Below are 20,177 nucleotides of genomic sequence, written 5' to 3' on the forward strand. Positions count from 1 at the left end.
GCGGGTGGGGTGCAGGGGTTTCCCCCCAACCGGAAGGTGTTCAATGAAACTGTCGAAATTAGTCGCCCCTCTGAGTGTCTTGTGCGCAATTGCGCTCGCCCCGGCCGCCTGGTCGCAGGGCAACATCGCCCACCGCACCATCCAGCATGCCGACGCCACCATCGCCTACTCGGTGCAGGGCCAGGGGCCGCTGGTGATGATCCTGGCCTCCACTGGCCGCGGCAGCGCCGAATTCGCCCCATTGGCCGAGCAACTGGTGCGCCGCGGCTATCGCGTGGTCTTGCCCGAACCCAGGGGTGTGGCAGGCAGTAAAGGGCCGATGAAAAACGTGACGTTCCACGATTTCGGCGACGACTTCGCCAACGTGATCGCCGCCGAAGGCGGCCCGGCAATCGTTGCCGGGCATGCGTACGGCCAGTGGATCGCCAAGACCATCGCCAGCGACCACCCACAGGCTGTGCGCGGGATCGTGCTGCTTGCCGGTGGCGCACGCCAGTGGCCCAGCGAGCTGTCCGATGCCATCACCCGGATCAACGCCGAGCAAACCCCCGAGGATGAAAAACTCGCCGCGTTGCGCCTGGCCTTCTTCGCCGAAGGGAATGATCCGCGCCCCTGGCTGACCGGGTGGCACCCGCAGGTCACCCAAAGCCAGCGGGAGGCACGTGCCAATACCCCCAAAGAGAGCTACTGGGCAGGCGGCAGCGCCCCGATCCTAGACTTGCAGGCTGGCGCCGACCCCTTCCGGCCCGAGCGCTCGCGCATGGAAACCAAGGAGGAGTTCGGCGACCGGGTGACGATCAAGGTCATCCCACATGCAAGCCATGCGCTGCCGGCGGAAAAGCCTTTGGAAACCGCCGACGCCATTGCCGATTGGGCTGATGGCTTACCTCGGTAAGCGTGACGAAAAAAGGGAGATCATCACTGATCTCCCTTTGCGCCACCCCGCCTGATCAGCGCCCGACGAACACCGGTGCGCGCTTCTCCACCACCGCCCGGGTCGCTTCACGGGCGTCCTCGGTCGCCATCAGCCGGGTGCTGTAGCCCTGCTCGACCTGATAGCCGTCTTCTACCTGCATGAACTCGATCTCGTTCAGCGACGCCTTGCCCATGCGCAAGCCCAGCGGGCTCTTGCTCGCGATCAGCCGGGCCAGCTCCTGGGCCCGCGACATCAGGGCCTCAGGCGCCAGAACCTCCTCGACCAGGCCAATGCGCAGTGCCTCTGCGGCGTCGATCGGCAGCCCGGTGAAGAACATCTTGCGCAGGTTGCCCTGCCCGATCAAACGCCCAAGGTGCGCGCCGCCGCCACAGCGGCCGACGTTGATCTCCGGCATGCTGAACTTTGCCCGTTCGCTGGCGAGGCGAATATCGCAGACTGCCGCCAGCACCGTTCCGGCGCCCAACGCAGGGCCGTTTACCGCTGCGATCACCGGCACGGCGCACTGGCGTACCGCCGCGAAACATTGCCGCACGACTGCCGCACGCGCGGGGTCTTCATCGACGGTCGCGGCAAGGAACTCGTGCAGATCCAGGCCAGCACAGAAGGCCCGATCACCTGCAGCGGTGAAAATCACGCAGTTGACCGCCGGGTCGCTCCCCAGCCGGGTGAACAGTTCGCCGATAGCCTGGTAGTGGGCCAAGGTGATTGCGTTAACCGGTGCACGGTCCAGCGTGACGACCGCCACGCCCTCGTTGATCTCAAGCTTCAAATCTTGCATCACGCGCTTTCCTTACTGTCGAAACCGAAAAGATGGGCAGGGTTGTCCACCAGGATCTGACGAATGATCGCTTCGTCCCCTACCCAGTTCATGAACACGTCCAGCAACTGGCCGACGTCCGGTGATTGTTCGGCCATGCGCACAAAGGGCCAGTCAGACCCCCACAGCAGCCTGTCTGGCCGCTTGTTCACCAGGGCCTGGTGGAATGGCTGCAGCTCGGCGTATGCAGGTGCCTGCCGGGACACCCGGCAAAGCGACAGCTTTGCCCACACCTGGCCGCTGTCGAGCAGGGCCAGAAACTGCTGGAACGCCGCGCCTTCCACGCCGGCCGCCACATCGAATTGCCCCATGTGGTCGAACACGATCGGCATGTCGAGATGCCTGACCGTCTCGAAGACACGCGGGCAGTCCTGGGCCTTGGCCCAGATGTGCGCGTGCCAGCCCCGTTCGCGCATGCGTGGCGCCAATTGGCACAGGGTATCGACGCCTATGCTGCCGGCGTAACGCTTGCCGCTGCTGGGGTCGAGCATCTCGATAAAGCGCAGCCCGCGTACCCCCGCCTGATGCAAGGTGTCGAGGCTGGCGTCGCTGATGCTCGCATCGGCAACGGCGATGCCCCGTGCCCGGCCGGCCAGCTCACCCAGGGCATTGACCAGGGCGCGGGTATCGGTGCCATAAGGTGCCGGCTGCACCAGCACGCCCCGGTCCAGGCCGACGCTGTCCAGCATCTGGCGATAGACCGAGGGCGCTGCCAATGGAATCGCATACGTGGCCGGGCCGGTGGCAAAGGTATCGAGCGGGCCGAAGACGTGGCAGTGCACGTCACAGGCACCCGCCGGCACGCTTCGAGCGGTGTGCGCCGGCATGCGCGGTTCAATGGTGTCCATCAACGCTCCCCCATCGCAGGGTGTGCGCCAGCCTGGAAAACCGCCGGCGCCGGCTCTGTCAAACGCGGTAAGCCGCACTGGGCATCGGTTGCCACTTGCAGGGGCGCCTTGACCTCATCGGGCAACGGAATACGGTGCACGTTCAGGGTCATGGCAACCAGCGTGTAGTAGCCGATCACCGAAGACAATTCGACCACGCCCACCGTGCCCCAGCGCGCATGAATGCGCTCGTACACGTCTTCCTGAACGTCGCCATGCAGTTGCATCTGCCGGGCGAAGGTATAAATGTCCCAGGCCTCCGAGTCGTCGAACACCGGTGCCTCCCCTGCTGCAATGGCGTCGATGATCGTGCTCTGCAACCCGGCCTTGGCTGCGTCGTCGGCGTGAATATGCCATTCCAGCTGGCCATTCCAGCGCCGCGCCGTGACCAGGATCGCCAGTTCACTCAAGCGTTTGGGCAACACCGTGTCGTAACGCAGTACTTCGCCCAGGCGCTGCCAGCGGTCAGCCAGCACCGGGTTATGCATGGCGGCCCGCAAAGGGCCCACAAGGCGCCCGCGGGGGCCACGGACAACGGCTTCATACACTTCAGCCTGCGCCTCGGACATGGTGCGGGCATCAAACAGCGGAATTCTGGCCATGACTCACTCCTGCGAGGCGGCGGATGGAACAGGGATCGTGATGCCAAGCTCACGCAACACGTCAGCCGTGTGCTGGCCCAACAGCGGCGGTGCACGGTTGAAATCCAGACTGGCATTGCGCATGCGAATCGGGCTTACCACTTGCGGTACCACGCCGGCCAGTGGGTGGGGCAGCTGGCGCAGCATTTCTCGGGCCTGGACCTGCTCGTCGGCAAACACCATGGGCACCGTGTTGATCGGCCCGCACGGCACCTTGGCTGCTTCCAGCGCGCTCAGCCATTCCTGCAGCGGGCGCTCGGCAAGCCGCTCGGCGATAAGGCGCAGCAAGGACGGCAGGTTGTCGACCCGGGCCTGGTTGGTGGCATACAGGGGGTCGTCGGCCAGTGCTGGCGCTGCAATCACTTCGCAGAAACGCCGGAACTGACCGTCGTTGCCTACCGCCAGCACGATGTGGCCATCGGCGCACTTGAAAACGTCTTGTGGCTGGATGTTCGGGTGGCGATTGCCAGCGCGCTGCGGGGTCTTGCCTGATACCAGGTGGTTCATGGCCTGATTCGCCAGCACCGCCGTCTGCACATCCAGCATGGCCAGGTCGATGTACTCGCCCTCTCCGGTGCGCTCGCGGTGCGCCAGTGCAGCCAGCACCGCCACGGTGGCATACATGCCGGTCATGATGTCGACGATCGGGATACCGACCTTCTGTGGCCCACCGCCCGGCAGGTCGTCCCGCTCCCCGGTCACGCTCATCAAGCCGCCCATGGCCTGGATCATGAAATCGTAGGCGGCGTTGTCACGCTTGGGTCCGGTTTGCCCGAACCCGGTAATGGAGCAGTAGATGATATCCGGCTTTACCGCCTTGAGATCGTCGTAACCCAGCCCGTAGCGGCTCAAGGTACCGACTTTGAAGTTCTCCAGGACTATATCCGACGCGGCCGCCAGCTCCCTGACCACCTGCTGCCCGGCCGGGTCCGCCAGGTCGACGGTGACCGAGCGTTTGCCGCGGTTGACCGACAGGTAGTAGCCGGCTTCTTTCGTCGCGTTGCCTGCTTGATCTTTGAGGAAGGGAGGCCCCCAGGTACGGGTGTCATCCCCGACCTCGGGGCGCTCGACTTTGATTACGTCAGCACCAAGGTCAGCCAGAACCTGTCCCGACCAGGGGCCTGCCATGATCCGGCTCAGATCGAGAACGCGGATATGTGAAAGTGGGCCTGCCATGTTATGGACTCCAGAGTTAGGTGGCGCTCGGCGCGTTGTCATCACGAATTGCGGTCGCGGCCACGGCGGGGCGCGACTGGAACTGCTGATACCAGTGCGCCAGGGCCGGATGGCCGGGGCGCCAGGCAATGAATGACCAGCGAAAATCCAGCTGGCCAAGCGCACAACCGATGGCGATATGGCCTAGCCCGAAGGGTGCGGCTTCAAGCTCGGCAGCCTGGGCTTCCAGGGCGGCGAGCACGGCTTGGCATTTTGCGTTGAAGGCATTGAGAAAGGGGTCGTCGGCACAGTCGTGGGGCAAGCCACGGTCGATGTACCAGTTGCGCCACAGCAACAGCACATCGATGAATCCGTCGCCCAGCGCTTGCCAGGTCATGGCTTGCAGGTACCGGGCACGGTCGGCCGGGACCAGCCTGGTGCCATTGTGCAGGCCATCGAGGAAGTCACAGATGACACGCGAGTCGTAGAGCTTGCGGCCATCGGCAAGCACCAGCGTCGGGATCTTGTTCAAGGGGTTGTCGAGCATGACCTGCTCATTGAGCTGGTTCATGCCCACGACATTGCGCACGCAGGTGACGCGGTCGAGCAGACCCGTTTCGTGCAGTACGATCATCACCTTGCGTACGAACGGTGAGCGCGGCGACCAGTGCAGGGTCATCGCTTGGCTTGCCGGGTGGGGAGTAGAGACAAAGGTCACTTTTGATCCTATGTGCTAACTTTATGACCTTTTCAGTATAGACCTATCTGAAAAGCGCTTGCCATCCCCCGTGCAATGATTTTTTCTCAGGCGTGCGCAGGCGCGCTCAACCGGCTGGATTCGCGCGCCTCGAATCGCTGCTGCCATTGGGCAAGCTGGGGGTGGCTGGCATGCCACGGCACGTCGGCGAAGCGAACCGCCAGGTAGCCCAGGGCGCAGCCGATCGCGATATGGCCAATACCGTAGGCAACCGTATCCAGTTGCGCCACCTCATGCTCCAGCAATTGCAGGGTCGATGAGAGCTTGAGTGCGCTGGCGTGCAGGAAGTCCTGCTGCTGTTGGGCCTCGGGCCGCTCACGTTCATGTCGCCATACAATCAGCGTGTCACACAAGCCATCGCCTAACGCCTGCCAGCGCAAGGCTTGCCAACGCCTGTCGGCCTGCTGCGGGTACAGCCCCGGGCCGTGCCCGAGGGTATCGAGGTATTCACAGATCACCACAGAATCGAACAACACCGAGCCGTTACCCAGCTCCAGTGTTGGAATGCGCATCAACGGGTTGATCGCCAGCAGCGCAGCATTGGGCACGTGCCGGGAGACCTTGGTGCGCACACAGCGCACCTGGCCTGCCAGCCGGCGTTCATGGATCACGCACATGACCTTGCGCACGAACGGCGACAGTGGCGACCAATGCAGCGTCATCCCGCCAGTCATACGCTGACCTTGACGTCGAGCCTGACCACGTCACCTCGGTATACCCCATCCCCGACGAACACCAACCGCCCCTGGTCATCGATGGCAGACCGGTAACAATAGGCAACCGGGGCATTGAGCGGGATCTCCAGCGCCTCTGCAGTCGCCAGGTCTGCCGTGCCAATGGTGATGGTCTGGTGCACTTCCTTCAGCGTCAGGCCGGGCAGGTCCTTGAGGATTCGCAAGGTCGTGTGGGTTTCAAGCAGTTTCGCCGGAATCTTGCGCACCAGCCGCGCATCGATGAATGCGTTGCCGATGTAATACGGTTTGCCTTCGCGCAGGTGGCGGCGCCGCCAGCACCGGTACTCCGGTGCCATTTCACCGATCTTGTGCTGCACATTGACAGGCTGGGCCTTGACGTCGAAAGACAGCACCTCTGTCGTGACCCCTTCCGGTGACAGCAACAGGCCCGACCAGTCGGTGGGCACTTCACACCACATCTGCTCTTGTGGCTGCTGGATGACGAAGGTGCCCTTGGCACGGAAGCGCCGTATCAGCTTGTCCTCTTCGAGGATGTCCAGCGCTTGACGCACCGTTGCGCGAGCCACGCTGCACTCCGCGGCAAGGTCATCCACCGTGGGTATCTGCCCGCCTACCGGCCACAGGCCTTGCTCGATCCTGCGGCGGAACAACGTGGCCAGCTGGATGTAGCGGGCTACGCCACTGCGGCTGAAATCAATGCCTGACTTGCTGGCCAATGCATCTAGGTCTTTCATCAATTGGTCTCGTCTGTGAGCCCCGTGGGGCATGCCTTGATCGCGCGGCGGCAGTATCGCATAAACCATAGGTTTGCATTATTAGCCTTTAAGGTCCATTGGTAGTTAATTCTATAGGTCATCCTATTGACCTTTAAGGTCTCATGTACGTACAGTGTTGGCATCATTCGCACTGTCACACGGGTATCAGGCATGAGCACCGCACTGAGCAAAACAGCCAGCATTGGCATCATAGGGGCAGGCACGATGGGTGCGGGCATCGTCGCCGTGGCCTTGCGAGCCGGGCATACCGTGTACTTGCACGACACGCGCCAGCAAGCGCTGACCCAGGGCGCCGAAAGCGTCACCGCCTCGCTGGATCGATGGGTCAAGCGCGGGCACCTGACTGCCCGGCAACGGGACGAATGCCTGGCCCGGCTGACCCTGGCAGCCGAGTTGAGCGAACTCTCGGCGTGCGCACTGGTGGTGGAAGCCATCATCGAAAACCTGGAAATCAAGCAACAACTGTTCAGCGCACTCGAAGCAGTGGTCGGCGAGCACACCATCCTCGCCAGCAACACCTCCTCCATTTCGATCACGGCGATCGCGGCAACCCTGCAAAGGCCGCAGCGCATGGTCGGCATGCATTTCTTCAACCCGGCAACGGTGCTGCCGCTGGTCGAGGTGGTCAAAGGCGAAGCCACCTGCGCAACCGTGGTAGCCCAGGTCAGCGAACTGGCCACCCAGTGGGGCAAATGCCCAGTCGAGTGCAAGTCAACGCCAGGCTTCATCGTCAACCGCGTGGCCCGCCCGTTCTACGCCGAAGCCCTGCTGGGCCTGGAAGACCAGGTGGCGCCTGCTGCAGTGATCGATGCCGCGTTGCGCGATGCAGGCGGGTTTCGCATGGGGCCGCTGGAGCTGATGGACCTGATCGGCCACGACACCAATTTTGCGGTGACGCGAAGCATTTACGACGCCTTCTTCCAGGACCCTCGCTACCGCCCTTCGCTCACCCAGAAAGCACTGGTGGACGCAGGGTGGCTGGGCCGCAAGACCGGCCGCGGCTTCTACCGCTACGATCCGGGCTCGACGCCCGATGCCATCACCTATGAAGCCGCTTGCCCACAACCAAAGCTGGTCCAGCAATTTGGCGATTTTCCTGGGGCGCAAACCGTTCGGCACGTGGCCGAGGAACATGGCTGCCACATCGAAAGGCACAACGGCGACGGCTACCTGATGGTAGACGGCGTGCAGCTACGCCCTTGCCTCGGGCTGACTGCCCTTGCGCTGGCGACCGCCCAGGAACTCGACCAGGTCGTGCTGTTCGACGCCTCTACCCACCTTGAAGCAGCCTCCCTGGTCGTGCTCAGCGGCGCCGACACCTGCAGGCGCGCCTCCCTGGATAGCGTGGTTGGCTTTTTCCAGGCGCTGGGCAAGCAGGTGGTCATCATCGACGACGTGGCGGGCATGCTCGTGACACGCACGCTGTGCATGCTTGCCAACGAAGCGGCGCAGGCCGTCAGCCAAGGCATCGCCACCGCGCAGGCGGTCGACCTTGCCATGCTCAAGGGGGTCAACTACCCGGTGGGCCCGCTGGCCTGGGCCGACGCGTTCGGCAACCACAACGTGGTCACCGTGCTGGACAACCTGGCCCGCGCCTGCCCCGATGGCCGCTACCGCGCCAATGCGCTGCTGCGCCGCAAGGCACTGACCAACACGCCCTGGAACCACGCTGAATAGAGCCCGAACATGCCTTCGACAAACCCCGTTCACCAGCAGATTCACACAGATGGCTACGCCATCATTACCCTCGACCGGCCAGAGCGTCGCAACGCCCTGAACCTGGAAATCAAACAGCTGCTGGCCGAGGCCGTAGAGGCACTGGCAGGCGACCCGCGCGTGCATGCCCTGGTGATCACCGGTGCAGGTGGCTATTTCGTCGCCGGCACAGATATCGCCGAGATGCGCGACATGACCCCCACTCAACACACGGCCCTGCAAACCGGACGCCTGTTCGAAGTCGTCGACCGCTGCGAAAAGCCGGTGATCGCCGCGATCGAGGGCTACGCCCTGGGTGGCGGCTGCGAGTTGGCCCTGGCCTGCGACATCATCATTGCCTCGCGCACGGCGCGCCTCGGCCAGCCGGAAATCAACGTTGGCATCATGCCAGGGGCAGGCGGCACCCAGCGCCTGCTGCGCACCATTGGCAAGTATCGCACGGCGTTGCTCACCCTCACAGGTGAACCCCTCAGCGCTGAACAGGCCTTCAATGCCGGCATGCTTTCCGAAGTGTGTGACGAAGGCGCTGCACTGCAGCGCGCAGGTGCCATCGCCGCGCGTATCGCCGCTCAGCCGCCCTTGGCCGTGCGGGCGATCAAGGCACTGCTGGCCACCGGTGAGGACGCCCCCCTGCATAGCATGTTGAAGCTTGAAAGAAGCGCCTTCGTGCAACTGTTCGACAGCGAAGACCAGAAAGAAGGCATGACTGCCTTCCTGGAAAAACGCAAGCCAACCTATTGCGGGCACTGATGCCTGCTGCGGCAAGGCGAAACCCACCTGCAAGGACCATTGAACATGCCGACCATCGTCAATCTCGGGCCCATTCCCGACATGCTGGAGCGCCGCCTGCGGGCGCGCTTCGAGGTGTGCCCCATCGCGCAGGCCGAAGCGCCCGAGCAGATCGAAGTGGCCGTGACCACCAGCATGGTCGGTGCCAGCGCTCAGCAGATGGCCCAGTTGCCGCGTTTGCAGCTGATCCTGTGCAACGGTGCCGGTCTGGACCGCATCGACCTGGCTGAAGCGGCAGCACGGCACATCGAGGTGTTCAACACCGCCGACGCGGTTACCACAGACACCGCTGATTACGCCGTGGCTTTGCTGTATGCAGCCAAGCGCAGGGTTACCCAGGCGGATCGCTTCGTCCGGGCCGGCCAGTGGGGCAAGGAAGCCTTCACACCCACCCGCCGCGTCAGCGGCAGCAAAGTCGGCATTGTGGGGTTGGGCAAGATAGGCACGCTGGTGGCCCAGCGCATGCAGGGGCTGGGGCTTGAGGTGGGTTACCACACGCCCAGGCCAAAGCCGGCAGCCGGGCTTGCCTATTTCGATCACATCGAGCAACTGGCGGCCTGGTGTGATGTGCTGGTGCTGTGCTGCCCTGCAACCCCCGCCACTGACCGGCTGGTTGGTAGCCAGGTGCTGCAGGCGCTAGGCAGCGCTGGCACGCTGATCAATATCTCGCGCGGCTCCGTGGTCGCGGAAGATGACCTGATCCAGGCGTTGGACCAAGGCGTCATCGCAGCCGCGGCGCTGGATGTGTTCGCCAGCGAACCGGCACTCGACAGCCGCCTCGCCACCCTGCCCAACGTCATTCTCTCCCCGCATGCGGCTGCCATTACCGTTGAAACCAGGGCCGAGATGGCAGCGCTGCTGTACCAGCGCGCCGCCGCTCACTTCCAGGCCGGGCTCACGGGTTGATGTAGCTGGTTTTCACCTGGGTGAAGAACTCGGCCGCATAACGGCCTTGCTCCCTGGGCCCGTAGCTGGAGCCTTTGCGCCCGCCAAAGGGCGCATGGGGGTCGACCCCCGCGGTCGGCGCGTTGACCATGACCATGCCGGCTTGCAGCCCGCGCTTGAACCGCGCAGCCTGCTTGAGGGAGGTCGTGCACACCCCGGCCGACAAGCCATAAGGCGTTGCATTGGCCACGGCCAACGCCTGCTCGGCATCCGCCACCCGGATCACCGCCGCCACCGGGCCGAAAATCTCTTCCTGGCAGATACGCATGGCCGGCGAAGCGCCAACGAACAACGCGGGCGTCAGGTAGAAGCCGGGCTTGCCCTCGACCTCTGCAATGGCCTGGCCGCCGTACACCAGCTCAGCGCCTTCGCGCTGGCCCAGCTGGATATAGTCGACGTCCTGGGCGAGTTGCGCGGCATCCACCACCGGGCCAATCCGGGTTGCCGGGTTGCGCGCATCGCCCACCTGCAAGCCTGGCAGCTTCGCCAGCATCGCCGCCACAAAGCGGTCATGGACCTTGTCGGTCACGATCAGCCGTGACGATGCCGTGCAGCGTTGCCCGGTCGCGTGATACGCGCCGTCGAGGGCGCAGGCCACGGCCACCTCGATATCGGCATCGTCCAGCACCACCAGTGGGTTCTTGCCGCCCATCTCCAGCTGGAAGCGCGCCATGCCACCTGGGCGGGCGACTGCTGCTTGCGCCACCTTGCGGCCAGTGCCCTCCGAACCGGTAAAGCTGATGGCCGCCAGCCTGGGGTCGTTCAGCAGCACATTACCGATCTCGCGGCTGCTGCCCATCACCAGGTTGAATGCGCCGGCCGGCAGGCCAGCGCGGCTGATGATTTCAGCGAGCACCCAGGCGCAACCAGGCACCAGTTCAGCGGGTTTGAACACCACGGTATTGCCGTAGGCCAAGGCTGGGGCAATCTTCCAGGCCGGAATCGCCAGCGGGAAATTCCACGGGGTGATCACCGTCACCACGCCGATCGGTTCACGGGTAATCTCCACCGTCATGCCCGGGCGGGTGGAAGCCAGCAGCTCGCCTGGCAGGCGCAGGCACTCACCGGCAAAGAACTTGAAGATCTGCCCCGCACGCAGCACCTCGCCGCGGGCATCGGGCAAGGCCTTGCCCTCCTCCCGTGCCAGCAAGTCTGCCAACTCGTCACGGCGGGCCAGAATTTCGCTGCCGATGCTGTCGAGTGCATCGCTGCGCTGTTGCGGCCCCCATGCTGCCCACTCCGCCAGCGCCTGGCTGGCGGCGGCGAACGCTGCTTGCGCCTGGGCTTCGCTGGCGCGTGCGTAGTGCCCAATGATATCTCGGGTATCAGAGGGGTTGATGTTGGTCGAGACCGCTTGGCCCTCGACCCATTGTCCGTCGATGAAATTGCAATACATCGCTTTGGGCTACTCCCACATCCTAAAGACCGGCAGCGCTCACCCCGCGCGGCGCTGCCACTGGCACATCAGCCCCGTTCGCGGGCGCGCACGAGGTTGTCCTTCAGTAACGACGGCACACGCTCGTCGAACCCCAGGGCCACACGGCGAACTTCCGGGCTGTCGGTGGGTTGATGGCCGACACCCAGCGCACTGGCGCGCGGTGCGTCGATGGCAATGACCTGCCCACGAATGCGGCCGATGCCGGTCACCTCGCACTCCACCACGTCGCCCGCGCCGATACTGCGCGAGTGGCACGGCGTGCCCATGAGAATGACGTCGCCCGCCTCCAGGGTGATATGCCGCGCCAGGTCGGCGATCACGTAATGCGGGCCCCAGATGGTTTCATCACCGATGTGGGCCTGCTGGACCACCTGGCCGTTAACGTAGGTGCGCAGCGTCTGCTCGAACAGGTTCACCCCGCGCACGATGCCCGGGCCGATCGGCAGCAGCGTGTCGGCGCCTTTGACGCGCAGCATGCTGCCCTGGTCGGTGTCGCGGAAATCCTGCAGGCCCATGTCCAGCGCCGGGCAGAAACCTTCGATGTAGGCCCAGGCTTCATCGGGGGTGACGTTACGGCAGTTGCGCCCGATCACCACGGCGTACTCGCCCTCGTAGTTCAGGTACTGGCAGTCTGCGGGTTTGTGGATCTGCCCTTCATGCCCATTGAGCGACGTGCGCGGCTTGACGAAATACGTCGGGGTCTCGGTGGGCTTGGCCTTGTTGCGTGTTTCGAAACTCCGCGAGCTGTAGCTGATGTGCACAGCGATGATCTTGCCGGGGTTGACCGGCGGCAGGTAGGCCTGGCCTTCGGCAGCGATCACCCGACCATCGTCCAGGCGCAATTGCCCGGCCGCGTCACCTTCCTCGATCAGCGTGCCCCAGCACGCGGTGCCGCCCAACAACACCCGGCGTCGCTCGACACGGGGGCCACGCATGACTTCAGGCAAGGCCTGGAGTGGAAACTCGAAATCCATTTTTTCTAACCTCTTGAAATGTTCAGCGCTTGCCAGTGCGCACGAAAGCGACAACCACCAACCCGGCCATCAGCACGAAGCCGGCAATGATGTACATGGCGCTGGCGGTAGTACCGGTATTGGTCTTGACCCAGCCCACCAGGTACGGGCTGAAGAACCCTGCCAGGTTGCCGATGGAGTTGATCAGGGCGATCCCGGCAGCGGCAGCCACGCCGCCCAACATGCCCGTGGGCATGGCCCAGAAGATCGGCGCCATGCTCTGCAGGCCCATGCTGGCCAGGGTCAGGGCGAACATCGCGGCCATGGTGTTGTGCTGGAACACCACGGCCAGGGCCAAGCCCAATGCCCCGGTGCTGGCAGCCGCGCAATAGTGCCAACGGCGCTCGCCGGTACGGTCGCTGTGGCGGCCGACCAGAATCATCGCAACCACGCCGAAGGCGTAAGGGATTGCCGACAACAGGCTGATGTGGGTGGTGCTTTCAACGCCGGTTGCCTTGATGATCGAAGGCAGCCAGAACCCAAACCCGTACTGCCCCATGGAGCTCCCGAAATAGACCAGCGCGAACATCCACACCAACGGGTGGCGTAGCACTGCCCCCAGTGACAGCTCGGTTTTCACCTTGCTTTCGCTGTCGATGCGCGCCTGCAGCAAGGTCTTCTGTTCGTCGGTCAACCACTTGGCGCTGCTGATACGATCGTCCAGGTAGAACAGCACCGCTACCCCCACGATCAGCGACGGTATCGATTCGACCACGAACAGCCACTGCCAGCCGGCCATGCCGTAGCTGCCATCGAGCGAATCCATGATCCAGCCCGAGAACAGCCCGCCAAGCAAACCCGCCAGCGGTATCGCCGACATGAACAGCGCCATGATCCGGCTGCGGCGGTTAACCGGGTACCAGTAGGTGAGGTAAAGCACGATGCCGGGGAAGAACCCTGCTTCCGCGGCGCCCAACAGAAAGCGCAGTATGTAGAACGTGGTCTGATCATGGACCAACGCCATCGCACCGGTGAGCAACGCCCAGCTGATCATGATGCGCGCGATCCAGCGGCGGGCGCCCACGCGGTGCATGATCAGGTTGCTCGGCAGCTCGAACAGGAAGTAGGCGAGAAAGAACACGCCTGCACCCAGGCCGTACACTGCCTCGCTGAACTGCAGGTCGTCCATCATCTGCAGCTTGGCGAAACTGACATTGATCCGGTCAAGGAACGCGATGACCAGGCACAGGCACAAGAAAGGAATCAGCCGCCGCGTCACCTGGGAATAGGTGGCTTCTTCAATGTCCAGCGCGGCCAGCGGTAGCGGGCCGGTAACGGCATTACCGTTCATGGGTTTGCCTCATCTTATTATTGTAGGGGTGGTTGGAAATCGGTCAGACGTCGAACCAGACGTGGATGTTGCCGGTACCGCGGGCGTTCTCGTATTCCGACAGCGCAGTACCCTTGCCCTGGAACTTGTCGCCGCCCAATGCACCCAGCATCTGCAGGTAATGGGCACCGAACGCTTCCCACGGCTGGCGCCGGTAGTCTTCATCCCAGCGCGCCAGAATCTGGTCATGGCGCCCTTCGGCCATCAAGGCGATAGCGCCTTTGTCACTCTCCATGGCCGCCGCGGAAGACACGTTGCTTTCATGGAAAATGCGCGGGTTGTTGGGCTTCCAGTCGATGCCGTTGAACTTGTGGCTCAGCGCCCCTGATGCCAGCAGCACGACGCGCAGGTCACTGCGCCGGATGGCCTCGCCGACCGCCTCGCCCGACTGCAGGAACTGCGGCCATTCGCAGTTCTGACAGGAGCTGACGGTGACCACGGGAATGTCCAGGGTTTCCAGGCGCAGCAGCTTGATGACGTTGATCGTCGCGTACTGGCGCTCCAGGTCTGGGTGGGCGATTGCCCGGTTGTAACCCCCCTGCTCGCGGGACACCTGCTCAATGGCTTGTGCCAGCGCCGGGTAACCACGGTAGGCATAGGGCACCCCATGCAGGTACCACGGCATTTCATCTGAGGTGTAGCGCCCTTCATAACGCGCACTGGCATCGACCAGGTGATAACCGGTGGTGAACCAGTGGCTGTCGAAGATCACTACCACATCGGGTTTGAGCGCCTGGATTTTTTCGAGTACACGCGCAAACCCGGCAATCAGGTCAGAGTCCTCCCCGGCGCCCATGGCGCGGCGGAACTCTTCACACTGCATCAGGCCTGGGTGGTGCGACACAATCGCCGCGCCGACTATTTGTCCCATTTTTCGTTTTCCTTGTTATCGCTGGCTGAAACTGGCGCGGAACGGCTTTTGCGGCACGACCACGTCTTTCACGTCGCAGAAGAACTCGAAGCTCCAGTCGCCCCCCTCGCGGCCGATGCCGCTGCGCTTGATGCCGCCAAACGGTGCGGCAAGGTCGCGGATACCGAAGCTGTTGACCCAGATGAAGCCGGTGCGCACCTGCTGCGCGACGGCCGTGGCGTGTACGGTTTCGCCATAGCACACCCCGCCGAGGCCGAAGTCCGTGCCGTTGGCCATGGCAACGGCTTGCGCGTCGTTGCTGAAGGTCTGCAGGGTCAGGACAGGGCCGAACACCTCGTTCTGAACGATCTCGTCGGCCTGCTCGACGTTGCCGATCAGGGTCGGCTGCAGGTACTGGGCACCGTAGCTGTGCTTGTCACCGCCCCAGAGCACCTGTGCCCCGCTACTGACCGCACGCTCGATAAAGCCCTGGATACGCTCGACCTGGCGCGGGTGAATGACCGGCCCAACCTCGGTCGCCGGATCCCGAGGGTCGCCCACCACCAGGTTTTCCACGTAACCACGCATGGCGGCGACGAAACGCTCGGCAACACGCTCATGCACCAGCAGCCGGGTGCCCGCCAGGCAGACCTGCCCGGCATTGCGATACATCAGCGCCGCGGTGGCAGCAGCGTTATCCAGGTCGGCATCCTCGAGCACGATGAATGCGCTTTTGCCACCCAGTTCCAGGCTGCAGGGCACCAGGTTGGCAGCGGCAGCACCGGCAATGACCTTGGCAGTGGGCACGCTGCCGGTGAACGAGATGCGCGCGATCCGCGGGTCGCTGACCAGCTTGGCCCCGGTTTTCGCCCCGGTCCCTTGCACGATATTGAGCACCCCGGCCGGCAAACCGGCGGCGTGGGCGGCGTCAGCCAGCAACGAGCTGGTCAGGGGTGCCCACTCCGGCGGCTTGACGATGCAGGTGTTACCGGCTGCCAGCGCCGGCCCCAGCTTCCAGGTGGCCAGCATCAACGGCGAATTCCACGGTGTGATGATCACAGCCACGCCGGCGGGGTCATGGCGGATGTGGTGGGTAGCCTGCTCGGTTTCCAGGCAGCGATCCTGCAGGGTGAGCGCGTGCTCGGCAAACCAGCTGATGTTCAGTTTGGCGCGGTTGATCACACCATGGCGCATGCGCGACAGCAGCACGCCGGCGTCGGTGCTTTCCAGCAGGCAAAAGGCTTCGGCGCGCTTGCCGATCTCTTCCGAAAAGCGGTCGAGGTACACCTTGCGCTGCGCCGCGCTGAGCGCACTCCACGAGGTGAAGGCACGCTCGGCGGCCACGATCGCGGCCTCCACATGCTCCGCCTCGCCCTCGGCGATATGGCCCAGCACCTGCTGGTCGATGGGGCTGAAAAGCTCAAAGGTGGTCGCCGAGGCGATCCGCTGGCCGTCGATATAGTGGTCGGGGGAAACCTGTACACCGGCCACGTCAATAAGGGCAGATGGCATCGATAACTCCATTTTGTCGTTGTTGAAGGTCATCAAGCGCCTGGGGCTCAATAACCGGAGGAAGCAGGTGCGGCCTCGGACACGGGTGCCCGGACGCGCCCCAGTAGCGTGCGTGCCGCTTGCGCCAGCAGCGTGGCATCCACCCCTACGGCGACGAAGCGTGCGCCTCGCGCCGTGTAGCGCTGTGCCAAGGCAAGGTCGGTACTCAGTACCCCGGCCGCTTTTCCTGCAGCGTTCACCACGTCGATCGCCTGCTCGATGGCGGCGACCACCTCAGGGTGCCCCGGCTGCCCGATCAAGCCCATCGAAGCGCTCAGGTCGGCAGGCCCGAAGAACACGCCGTGCACCCCCTCCACCGCGGCGATCTGCTGCACATTGGCCAGCGCCTCTACGGTTTCCACCTGAACCAGCAAGCACACCCGCTCGTTGGCCTGGGTCAGGTACTGCGCATCGGCGCCCCACCGTGACGACCGTGCAAGGCCGCAGCCCAAACCCCGCACACCCTGCGGCGGGTAGCGCATGGCCCGCACCAGGTCGCGCGCCTGTTCGGCGTTTTCGACCATGGGCACCATCAGCGTCAGGGCACCGGTTTCCAGCACTTGCTTGATCAGTGCCGCATCCCCGTGCGGCAGGCGCACCACGGGGTGCCCGGGATAGGCTGCAAGGCTTTGCAGGGTCGCCAGAATCGTGCGCAGATCGTTAGGGCCATGCTCACCGTCGATCAACAGCCAGTCGAACCCGGCGGTAGCGCAGACTTCAGCGCTGTAGGCATCGGCCAGGGCCAGCCACAACCCGATTTGCGCCGTGTCGAGGGCCAGCGCTTCGCGGAAGGAACGGGCAGTCATACGAACCTCAGCGAGATCGAACCGAGCGGGCCGTAGTCGGCATGGAAAGTGTCGCCAGGCGCACATGCGACCGGGCGCGTGAACGAGCCACCCAGGATTATCTGCCCGGTTTCAAGGCCTTCGCCATGCAGGGCAAAACGGTTGGCCAGCCACGCCACGCCATTGCCGGGGTGGTTGAGCACCGCCGCCCCCAGCCCCGACTCTTCGATGACCCCGTTCTTGAACAGCAACGCACCAGCCCAGCGCCAGTCCACCTGGTCGGGCCGCATCGGCCGGCCACCCAGGATGATCCCGGCGTTGGCTGCGTTGTCGGCGATGGTGTCGCGCACCTGGCGGGGCACCTTGCTATCGCGGTCGAACTGCTCGATTCGCGCATCGATCAGTTCAAGGGCAGGCATCACATAGTCAGTGGCGTTGAGCACATCGAGCAAGGTCACGTCAGGGCCACGCAGGGGGCGCGCAAGGATGAACGCCAGCTCGACCTCCAGGCGCGGCACGATGAACCGCGACGCCTGTACTTCAGAGCCGTCGGCCAACAGCATGTCATTGAGCAAGGTGCCGTAGTCGGGCTCGGTGATCTGTGCCGAGATCTGCATGGCCCGTGAGGTGAGGCCGATCTTGTGGCCAATGACCTTGCGCCCCTGGGCAAGCTGCAGCGCTATCCATTCGCGTTGAATGGCATAACTGTCGTGGATCGTCATATCAGGGAAGCGTTGGGAAAACTGCCGCACCTGTTGGCGCGAAACCTGCGCTTCGTGGAGTTCGGCAGCCAACGCCCGATGAGTTGATCGCTCAAGCACTGTGGGTGTCCCCCGGCCATGAGTGGCCTGTTGTCGTTGTGGATTGAGGGGATTCTTACGGATTGACTTAGCAATAAAAAGCAATGAAAGTTTCTCTTAAATCAACCTGGGCTTGATAATCATGGCTTTCTTGCGCTTCACCCTGCGCCAACTCGAAACCTTCGTCTGCGTGGCAGAACTGCGCAGCTTCGCCGGCGCCGCAGAGCGCCTGGGCATGACGCCGCAGGCCGTAAGCCAGCTCATCGCTGAGCTGGAAAAGGTGCTGTCGTTCCGCCTGTTTGATCGTTCCACCCGCAAGGTCAGCCTCTCCGCGGCAGGCAGTGACTTTTTTGCCTCGGTGCAAACCACCATGCGCCACGCGCGCGCCTGTGAAAGCACCGCTTCCGATGTGCGCAACCGGGCTGCGGGCGTGGTCCGGATCGGTGCGCCCCTGGTGCTGGCCAGTCGCGCGCTACCTGCTGCAATAAAGGCCTATGGCCTGACCCACCCCAAGGTCGTGGTGCGCATCCGCGACCTGCCCGTGGAGATGCTGGCCGATGCCGTCGCGGCAGGTGATGTGGACTTGGCGCTGGGCCCGGATCGCCCGGTTGGCACGGATGTTCGTCGCCAGGCCATGTTCGAGAGCCGCTGGGTGTTGTTCTGCTCGCCGGACCACGCGCTGGCCAGCAGGGCCAGGGTCACCTGGCACGATCTGCATGATATTCACCTGGTGGCCTCGGGCCGGGACCACGAACGCAGCGTACTGCCCATGCACGCAAACGCACCGGAGGCGCTGCGCATCAGCCCGGTAGAAATCGTGGACAACATCACCACGGCGCTGGGCATGGCCGAACAGGGGCTGGCAGCCACACTCGCCCCCGCCTACGTGGGTTGCCTGGCCAGGCACTACGGGCTCAAGACCTGCAACGTCAAAGACCCGGAAACCTTGCGCTCGGTGTGCCTGTATCAATCCACCGTGCGCAACCTTTCGCCCGCTGCCGACGGCTTCGCCGAATTCCTGGGCCCGTGGCTGAAAGAATGGGCCAGCCAGCTCTAAAGCTGGGCGGGCACGCCGTGCTGCACCCCGCGGTGCCCCCGCAACAGCCACAACACCGCCCCAGCGGCTACCAGAATGCCAGGGGTTGCAGCCATCAGCACGGTGGCTGCGCCACTGCCAGCGGCCAGCATCTGCCCAGCCAGCAAAGGCCCGCTCATGGAGCCCAGCCGGCCGACCGCCACGGCAGCGCCAACGCCGGTGCCGCGAATGGCGGTTGGATAGAACCGGGGCACCAGGGCGTACAGCACCAACTGCCCACCAATGGAGAAAAAGCCTGCGGTGAACCCTGCGACCAGCATGCCGGTGAGGTGCGCGGAAAGCCCTAGCCCGGCGAGCGCCACGAGAATGCCGCAGTACATCAGCACCACCAGCATCGCCACATTCCACCGGTCGAGCAGCCGCCCGAGCATCAGCGCACCCAACGCCCCGCCCACGTTCAGCACGATCTGCACGGTGGCTGCGTCGACCCGGCTGAAGCCCAGCCCCCTCAGCAATGTAGGCAGCCAGTTCTGCAGGATGAACAGCACCATCAGCGTGAAAAAAAAGCCGACCCACAACAGCAGCGTGGGTCTGGCGGTGTCGCGCTGGAACAGGCCACGCCAATCGGCCTGCTGCCGCGCGCCGGCCGCTCGTTGCGCGCTGAATGCACGCGACTCAGGTAGCCACCGGTAGAGCAGCGGGATGATCAGCAATGGCCCGACACCGCCCACGATGAAGACTGTTTTCCAGCTGTCCTCGGTGCCGGTAAGGCCGATGCCGGCCGCCAGGGCGCCGCCCAGCGGCATGCCGCAGTACATCAGGCTGACGGCAGTGCCATGCAGGCGCTGTTCAACCGCTTCGGAACACAGGGCAATCAGGTTGGGCATGGCTGCGCCCAGCCCTAACCCGGTCAGGAACCTGGCGCTCAGCAGGGTTTCATAGTTCCAGGCAAGGGCAGTGGCCAGCGAGAACAGGCCGAACAGGCTCACGGCGGCCATCAGCACCCGCTTGCGGCCAACCCTGTCCGCTAGCCAGCCGCCCACCAGCGCGCCAGGTAGAAGCCCGATGATGCTTGCGCTGAATACCAGGCCCAGCGCACTTGAAGAAAGGCCGAAATGGGCCGCCAGGGACGGGCCGGCGATACCGGCAGATTGAATGTCCATGCCTTCGAGCAGCGCGACTATGAAACACAGCCCGATGGTCAACATGGAGGAGCGCGCAGTGCATGTCGTCGTGCTCATGGTGTCACCTTTTTATTG

The 20,177-nt window shown here is 64.0% G+C and carries 20 protein-coding genes; 5 read left to right on the forward strand and 15 right to left on the reverse strand.

Annotated features, from left to right (window positions below; translation table 11 throughout):
- Positions 1 to 43 precede the first annotated feature (43 nt).
- Positions 44 to 895: an alpha/beta fold hydrolase gene (locus tag K4A76_RS12125; protein ID WP_054911569.1), complete on the forward strand. Its 852-nt coding sequence runs from the start codon at positions 44 to 46 to the stop codon at positions 893 to 895.
- Between the two features lie 55 nt (positions 896 to 950).
- On the opposite strand, the gene K4A76_RS12130 is transcribed toward K4A76_RS12125, so the two are convergent.
- The 7 genes from K4A76_RS12130 to K4A76_RS12160 form a co-directional block, all read right to left on the reverse strand.
- A complete protein-coding gene (locus K4A76_RS12130; protein WP_054911570.1) occupies positions 951 to 1,715 on the reverse strand; it encodes an enoyl-CoA hydratase-related protein in 765 nt (254 codons plus the stop codon).
- The gene (locus K4A76_RS12135) at positions 1,715 to 2,602 is read right to left on the reverse strand and encodes an amidohydrolase family protein (RefSeq protein ID WP_054911571.1); all 888 of its coding nucleotides are present in this window, start codon (positions 2,600 to 2,602) and stop codon (positions 1,715 to 1,717) included. Before K4A76_RS12135 ends, K4A76_RS12130 begins: the two co-directional genes overlap by 1 nt.
- Positions 2,602 to 3,243 (reverse strand): carboxymuconolactone decarboxylase family protein, encoded by a 642-nt coding sequence (locus K4A76_RS12140; RefSeq protein ID WP_054911572.1) that lies wholly within the window; start codon positions 3,241 to 3,243, stop codon positions 2,602 to 2,604. Before K4A76_RS12140 ends, K4A76_RS12135 begins: the two co-directional genes overlap by 1 nt.
- A gap of 3 nt (positions 3,244 to 3,246) precedes the next feature.
- Complete coding sequence (locus tag K4A76_RS12145) at positions 3,247 to 4,458, reverse strand: CaiB/BaiF CoA transferase family protein (protein ID WP_274410327.1); 1,212 nt, start codon at positions 4,456 to 4,458, stop codon at positions 3,247 to 3,249.
- Between the two features lie 16 nt (positions 4,459 to 4,474).
- The gene (locus tag K4A76_RS12150) at positions 4,475 to 5,116 is read right to left on the reverse strand and encodes a glutathione S-transferase family protein (protein WP_110676456.1); all 642 of its coding nucleotides are present in this window, start codon (positions 5,114 to 5,116) and stop codon (positions 4,475 to 4,477) included.
- A 125-nt stretch (positions 5,117 to 5,241) separates the two neighbouring features.
- Complete coding sequence (locus tag K4A76_RS12155) at positions 5,242 to 5,856, reverse strand: glutathione S-transferase family protein (RefSeq protein ID WP_054911575.1); 615 nt, start codon at positions 5,854 to 5,856, stop codon at positions 5,242 to 5,244.
- Positions 5,857 to 5,864: 8 nt separating this feature from the next.
- A complete protein-coding gene (locus tag K4A76_RS12160; RefSeq protein ID WP_082416100.1) occupies positions 5,865 to 6,623 on the reverse strand; it encodes a GntR family transcriptional regulator in 759 nt (252 codons plus the stop codon).
- A gap of 192 nt (positions 6,624 to 6,815) precedes the next feature.
- On the opposite strand from K4A76_RS12160, the gene K4A76_RS12165 reads away from it, so the two are divergent.
- From K4A76_RS12165 to K4A76_RS12175, 3 genes are read left to right on the forward strand one after another with little or no spacing between them, the layout of a single operon-like run.
- Complete coding sequence (locus K4A76_RS12165; RefSeq protein WP_274410328.1) at positions 6,816 to 8,342, forward strand: 3-hydroxyacyl-CoA dehydrogenase; 1,527 nt, start codon at positions 6,816 to 6,818, stop codon at positions 8,340 to 8,342.
- Between the two features lie 9 nt (positions 8,343 to 8,351).
- Positions 8,352 to 9,131 carry an enoyl-CoA hydratase-related protein gene (locus K4A76_RS12170; protein ID WP_274410329.1) on the forward strand — a complete coding sequence of 260 codons (780 nt, stop codon included), beginning with the start codon at positions 8,352 to 8,354 and terminating at the stop codon, positions 9,129 to 9,131.
- A 45-nt stretch (positions 9,132 to 9,176) separates the two neighbouring features.
- Positions 9,177 to 10,076: a 2-hydroxyacid dehydrogenase gene (locus K4A76_RS12175; RefSeq protein WP_274410330.1), complete on the forward strand. Its 900-nt coding sequence runs from the start codon at positions 9,177 to 9,179 to the stop codon at positions 10,074 to 10,076.
- Here the strand turns inward: K4A76_RS12175 and K4A76_RS12180 are convergent.
- The 7 genes from K4A76_RS12180 to hpaH all read right to left on the reverse strand — a co-directional run bounded on the left by K4A76_RS12180 (position 10,066) and on the right by hpaH (position 17,903).
- Positions 10,066 to 11,511 carry an aldehyde dehydrogenase family protein gene (locus K4A76_RS12180; protein ID WP_182389656.1) on the reverse strand — a complete coding sequence of 482 codons (1,446 nt, stop codon included), beginning with the start codon at positions 11,509 to 11,511 and terminating at the stop codon, positions 10,066 to 10,068. The two genes, K4A76_RS12175 and K4A76_RS12180, sit on opposite strands and share 11 nt — an antisense overlap.
- Positions 11,512 to 11,579: 68 nt before the next feature.
- Positions 11,580 to 12,527 (reverse strand): fumarylacetoacetate hydrolase family protein, encoded by a 948-nt coding sequence (locus K4A76_RS12185; protein ID WP_182389654.1) that lies wholly within the window; start codon positions 12,525 to 12,527, stop codon positions 11,580 to 11,582.
- A gap of 22 nt (positions 12,528 to 12,549) precedes the next feature.
- The gene (locus K4A76_RS12190) at positions 12,550 to 13,857 is read right to left on the reverse strand and encodes an MFS transporter (RefSeq protein ID WP_274410331.1); all 1,308 of its coding nucleotides are present in this window, start codon (positions 13,855 to 13,857) and stop codon (positions 12,550 to 12,552) included.
- A gap of 43 nt (positions 13,858 to 13,900) precedes the next feature.
- Positions 13,901 to 14,767 carry a hypothetical protein gene (locus tag K4A76_RS12195; protein WP_274410332.1) on the reverse strand — a complete coding sequence of 289 codons (867 nt, stop codon included), beginning with the start codon at positions 14,765 to 14,767 and terminating at the stop codon, positions 13,901 to 13,903.
- A gap of 15 nt (positions 14,768 to 14,782) precedes the next feature.
- Positions 14,783 to 16,258: an aldehyde dehydrogenase family protein gene (locus K4A76_RS12200; RefSeq protein WP_274410333.1), complete on the reverse strand. Its 1,476-nt coding sequence runs from the start codon at positions 16,256 to 16,258 to the stop codon at positions 14,783 to 14,785.
- Positions 16,259 to 16,305: 47 nt separating this feature from the next.
- Positions 16,306 to 17,103 carry an aldolase/citrate lyase family protein gene (locus tag K4A76_RS12205; protein WP_274410334.1) on the reverse strand — a complete coding sequence of 266 codons (798 nt, stop codon included), beginning with the start codon at positions 17,101 to 17,103 and terminating at the stop codon, positions 16,306 to 16,308.
- The gene (gene hpaH / locus K4A76_RS12210; RefSeq protein WP_274410335.1) at positions 17,100 to 17,903 is read right to left on the reverse strand and encodes a 2-oxo-hept-4-ene-1,7-dioate hydratase; all 804 of its coding nucleotides are present in this window, start codon (positions 17,901 to 17,903) and stop codon (positions 17,100 to 17,102) included. Before hpaH ends, K4A76_RS12205 begins: the two co-directional genes overlap by 4 nt.
- Before the next feature lie 121 nt (positions 17,904 to 18,024).
- On the opposite strand from hpaH, the gene K4A76_RS12215 reads away from it, so the two are divergent.
- A complete protein-coding gene (locus tag K4A76_RS12215) occupies positions 18,025 to 18,939 on the forward strand; it encodes a LysR family transcriptional regulator (RefSeq protein WP_274410336.1) in 915 nt (304 codons plus the stop codon).
- Here the strand turns inward: K4A76_RS12215 and mhpT are convergent.
- The gene (mhpT, locus tag K4A76_RS12220; RefSeq protein ID WP_082416101.1) at positions 18,936 to 20,159 is read right to left on the reverse strand and encodes a 3-(3-hydroxy-phenyl)propionate transporter MhpT; all 1,224 of its coding nucleotides are present in this window, start codon (positions 20,157 to 20,159) and stop codon (positions 18,936 to 18,938) included. The genes K4A76_RS12215 and mhpT overlap by 4 nt on opposite strands.
- Between the last annotated feature and the right edge of the window lie 18 nt (positions 20,160 to 20,177).

The organism is Pseudomonas sp. NEEL19 (assembly GCF_028751975.1).
In the GTDB taxonomy this organism is placed as follows: Bacteria; Pseudomonadota; Gammaproteobacteria; order Pseudomonadales; family Pseudomonadaceae; genus Aquipseudomonas; species Aquipseudomonas juntendi.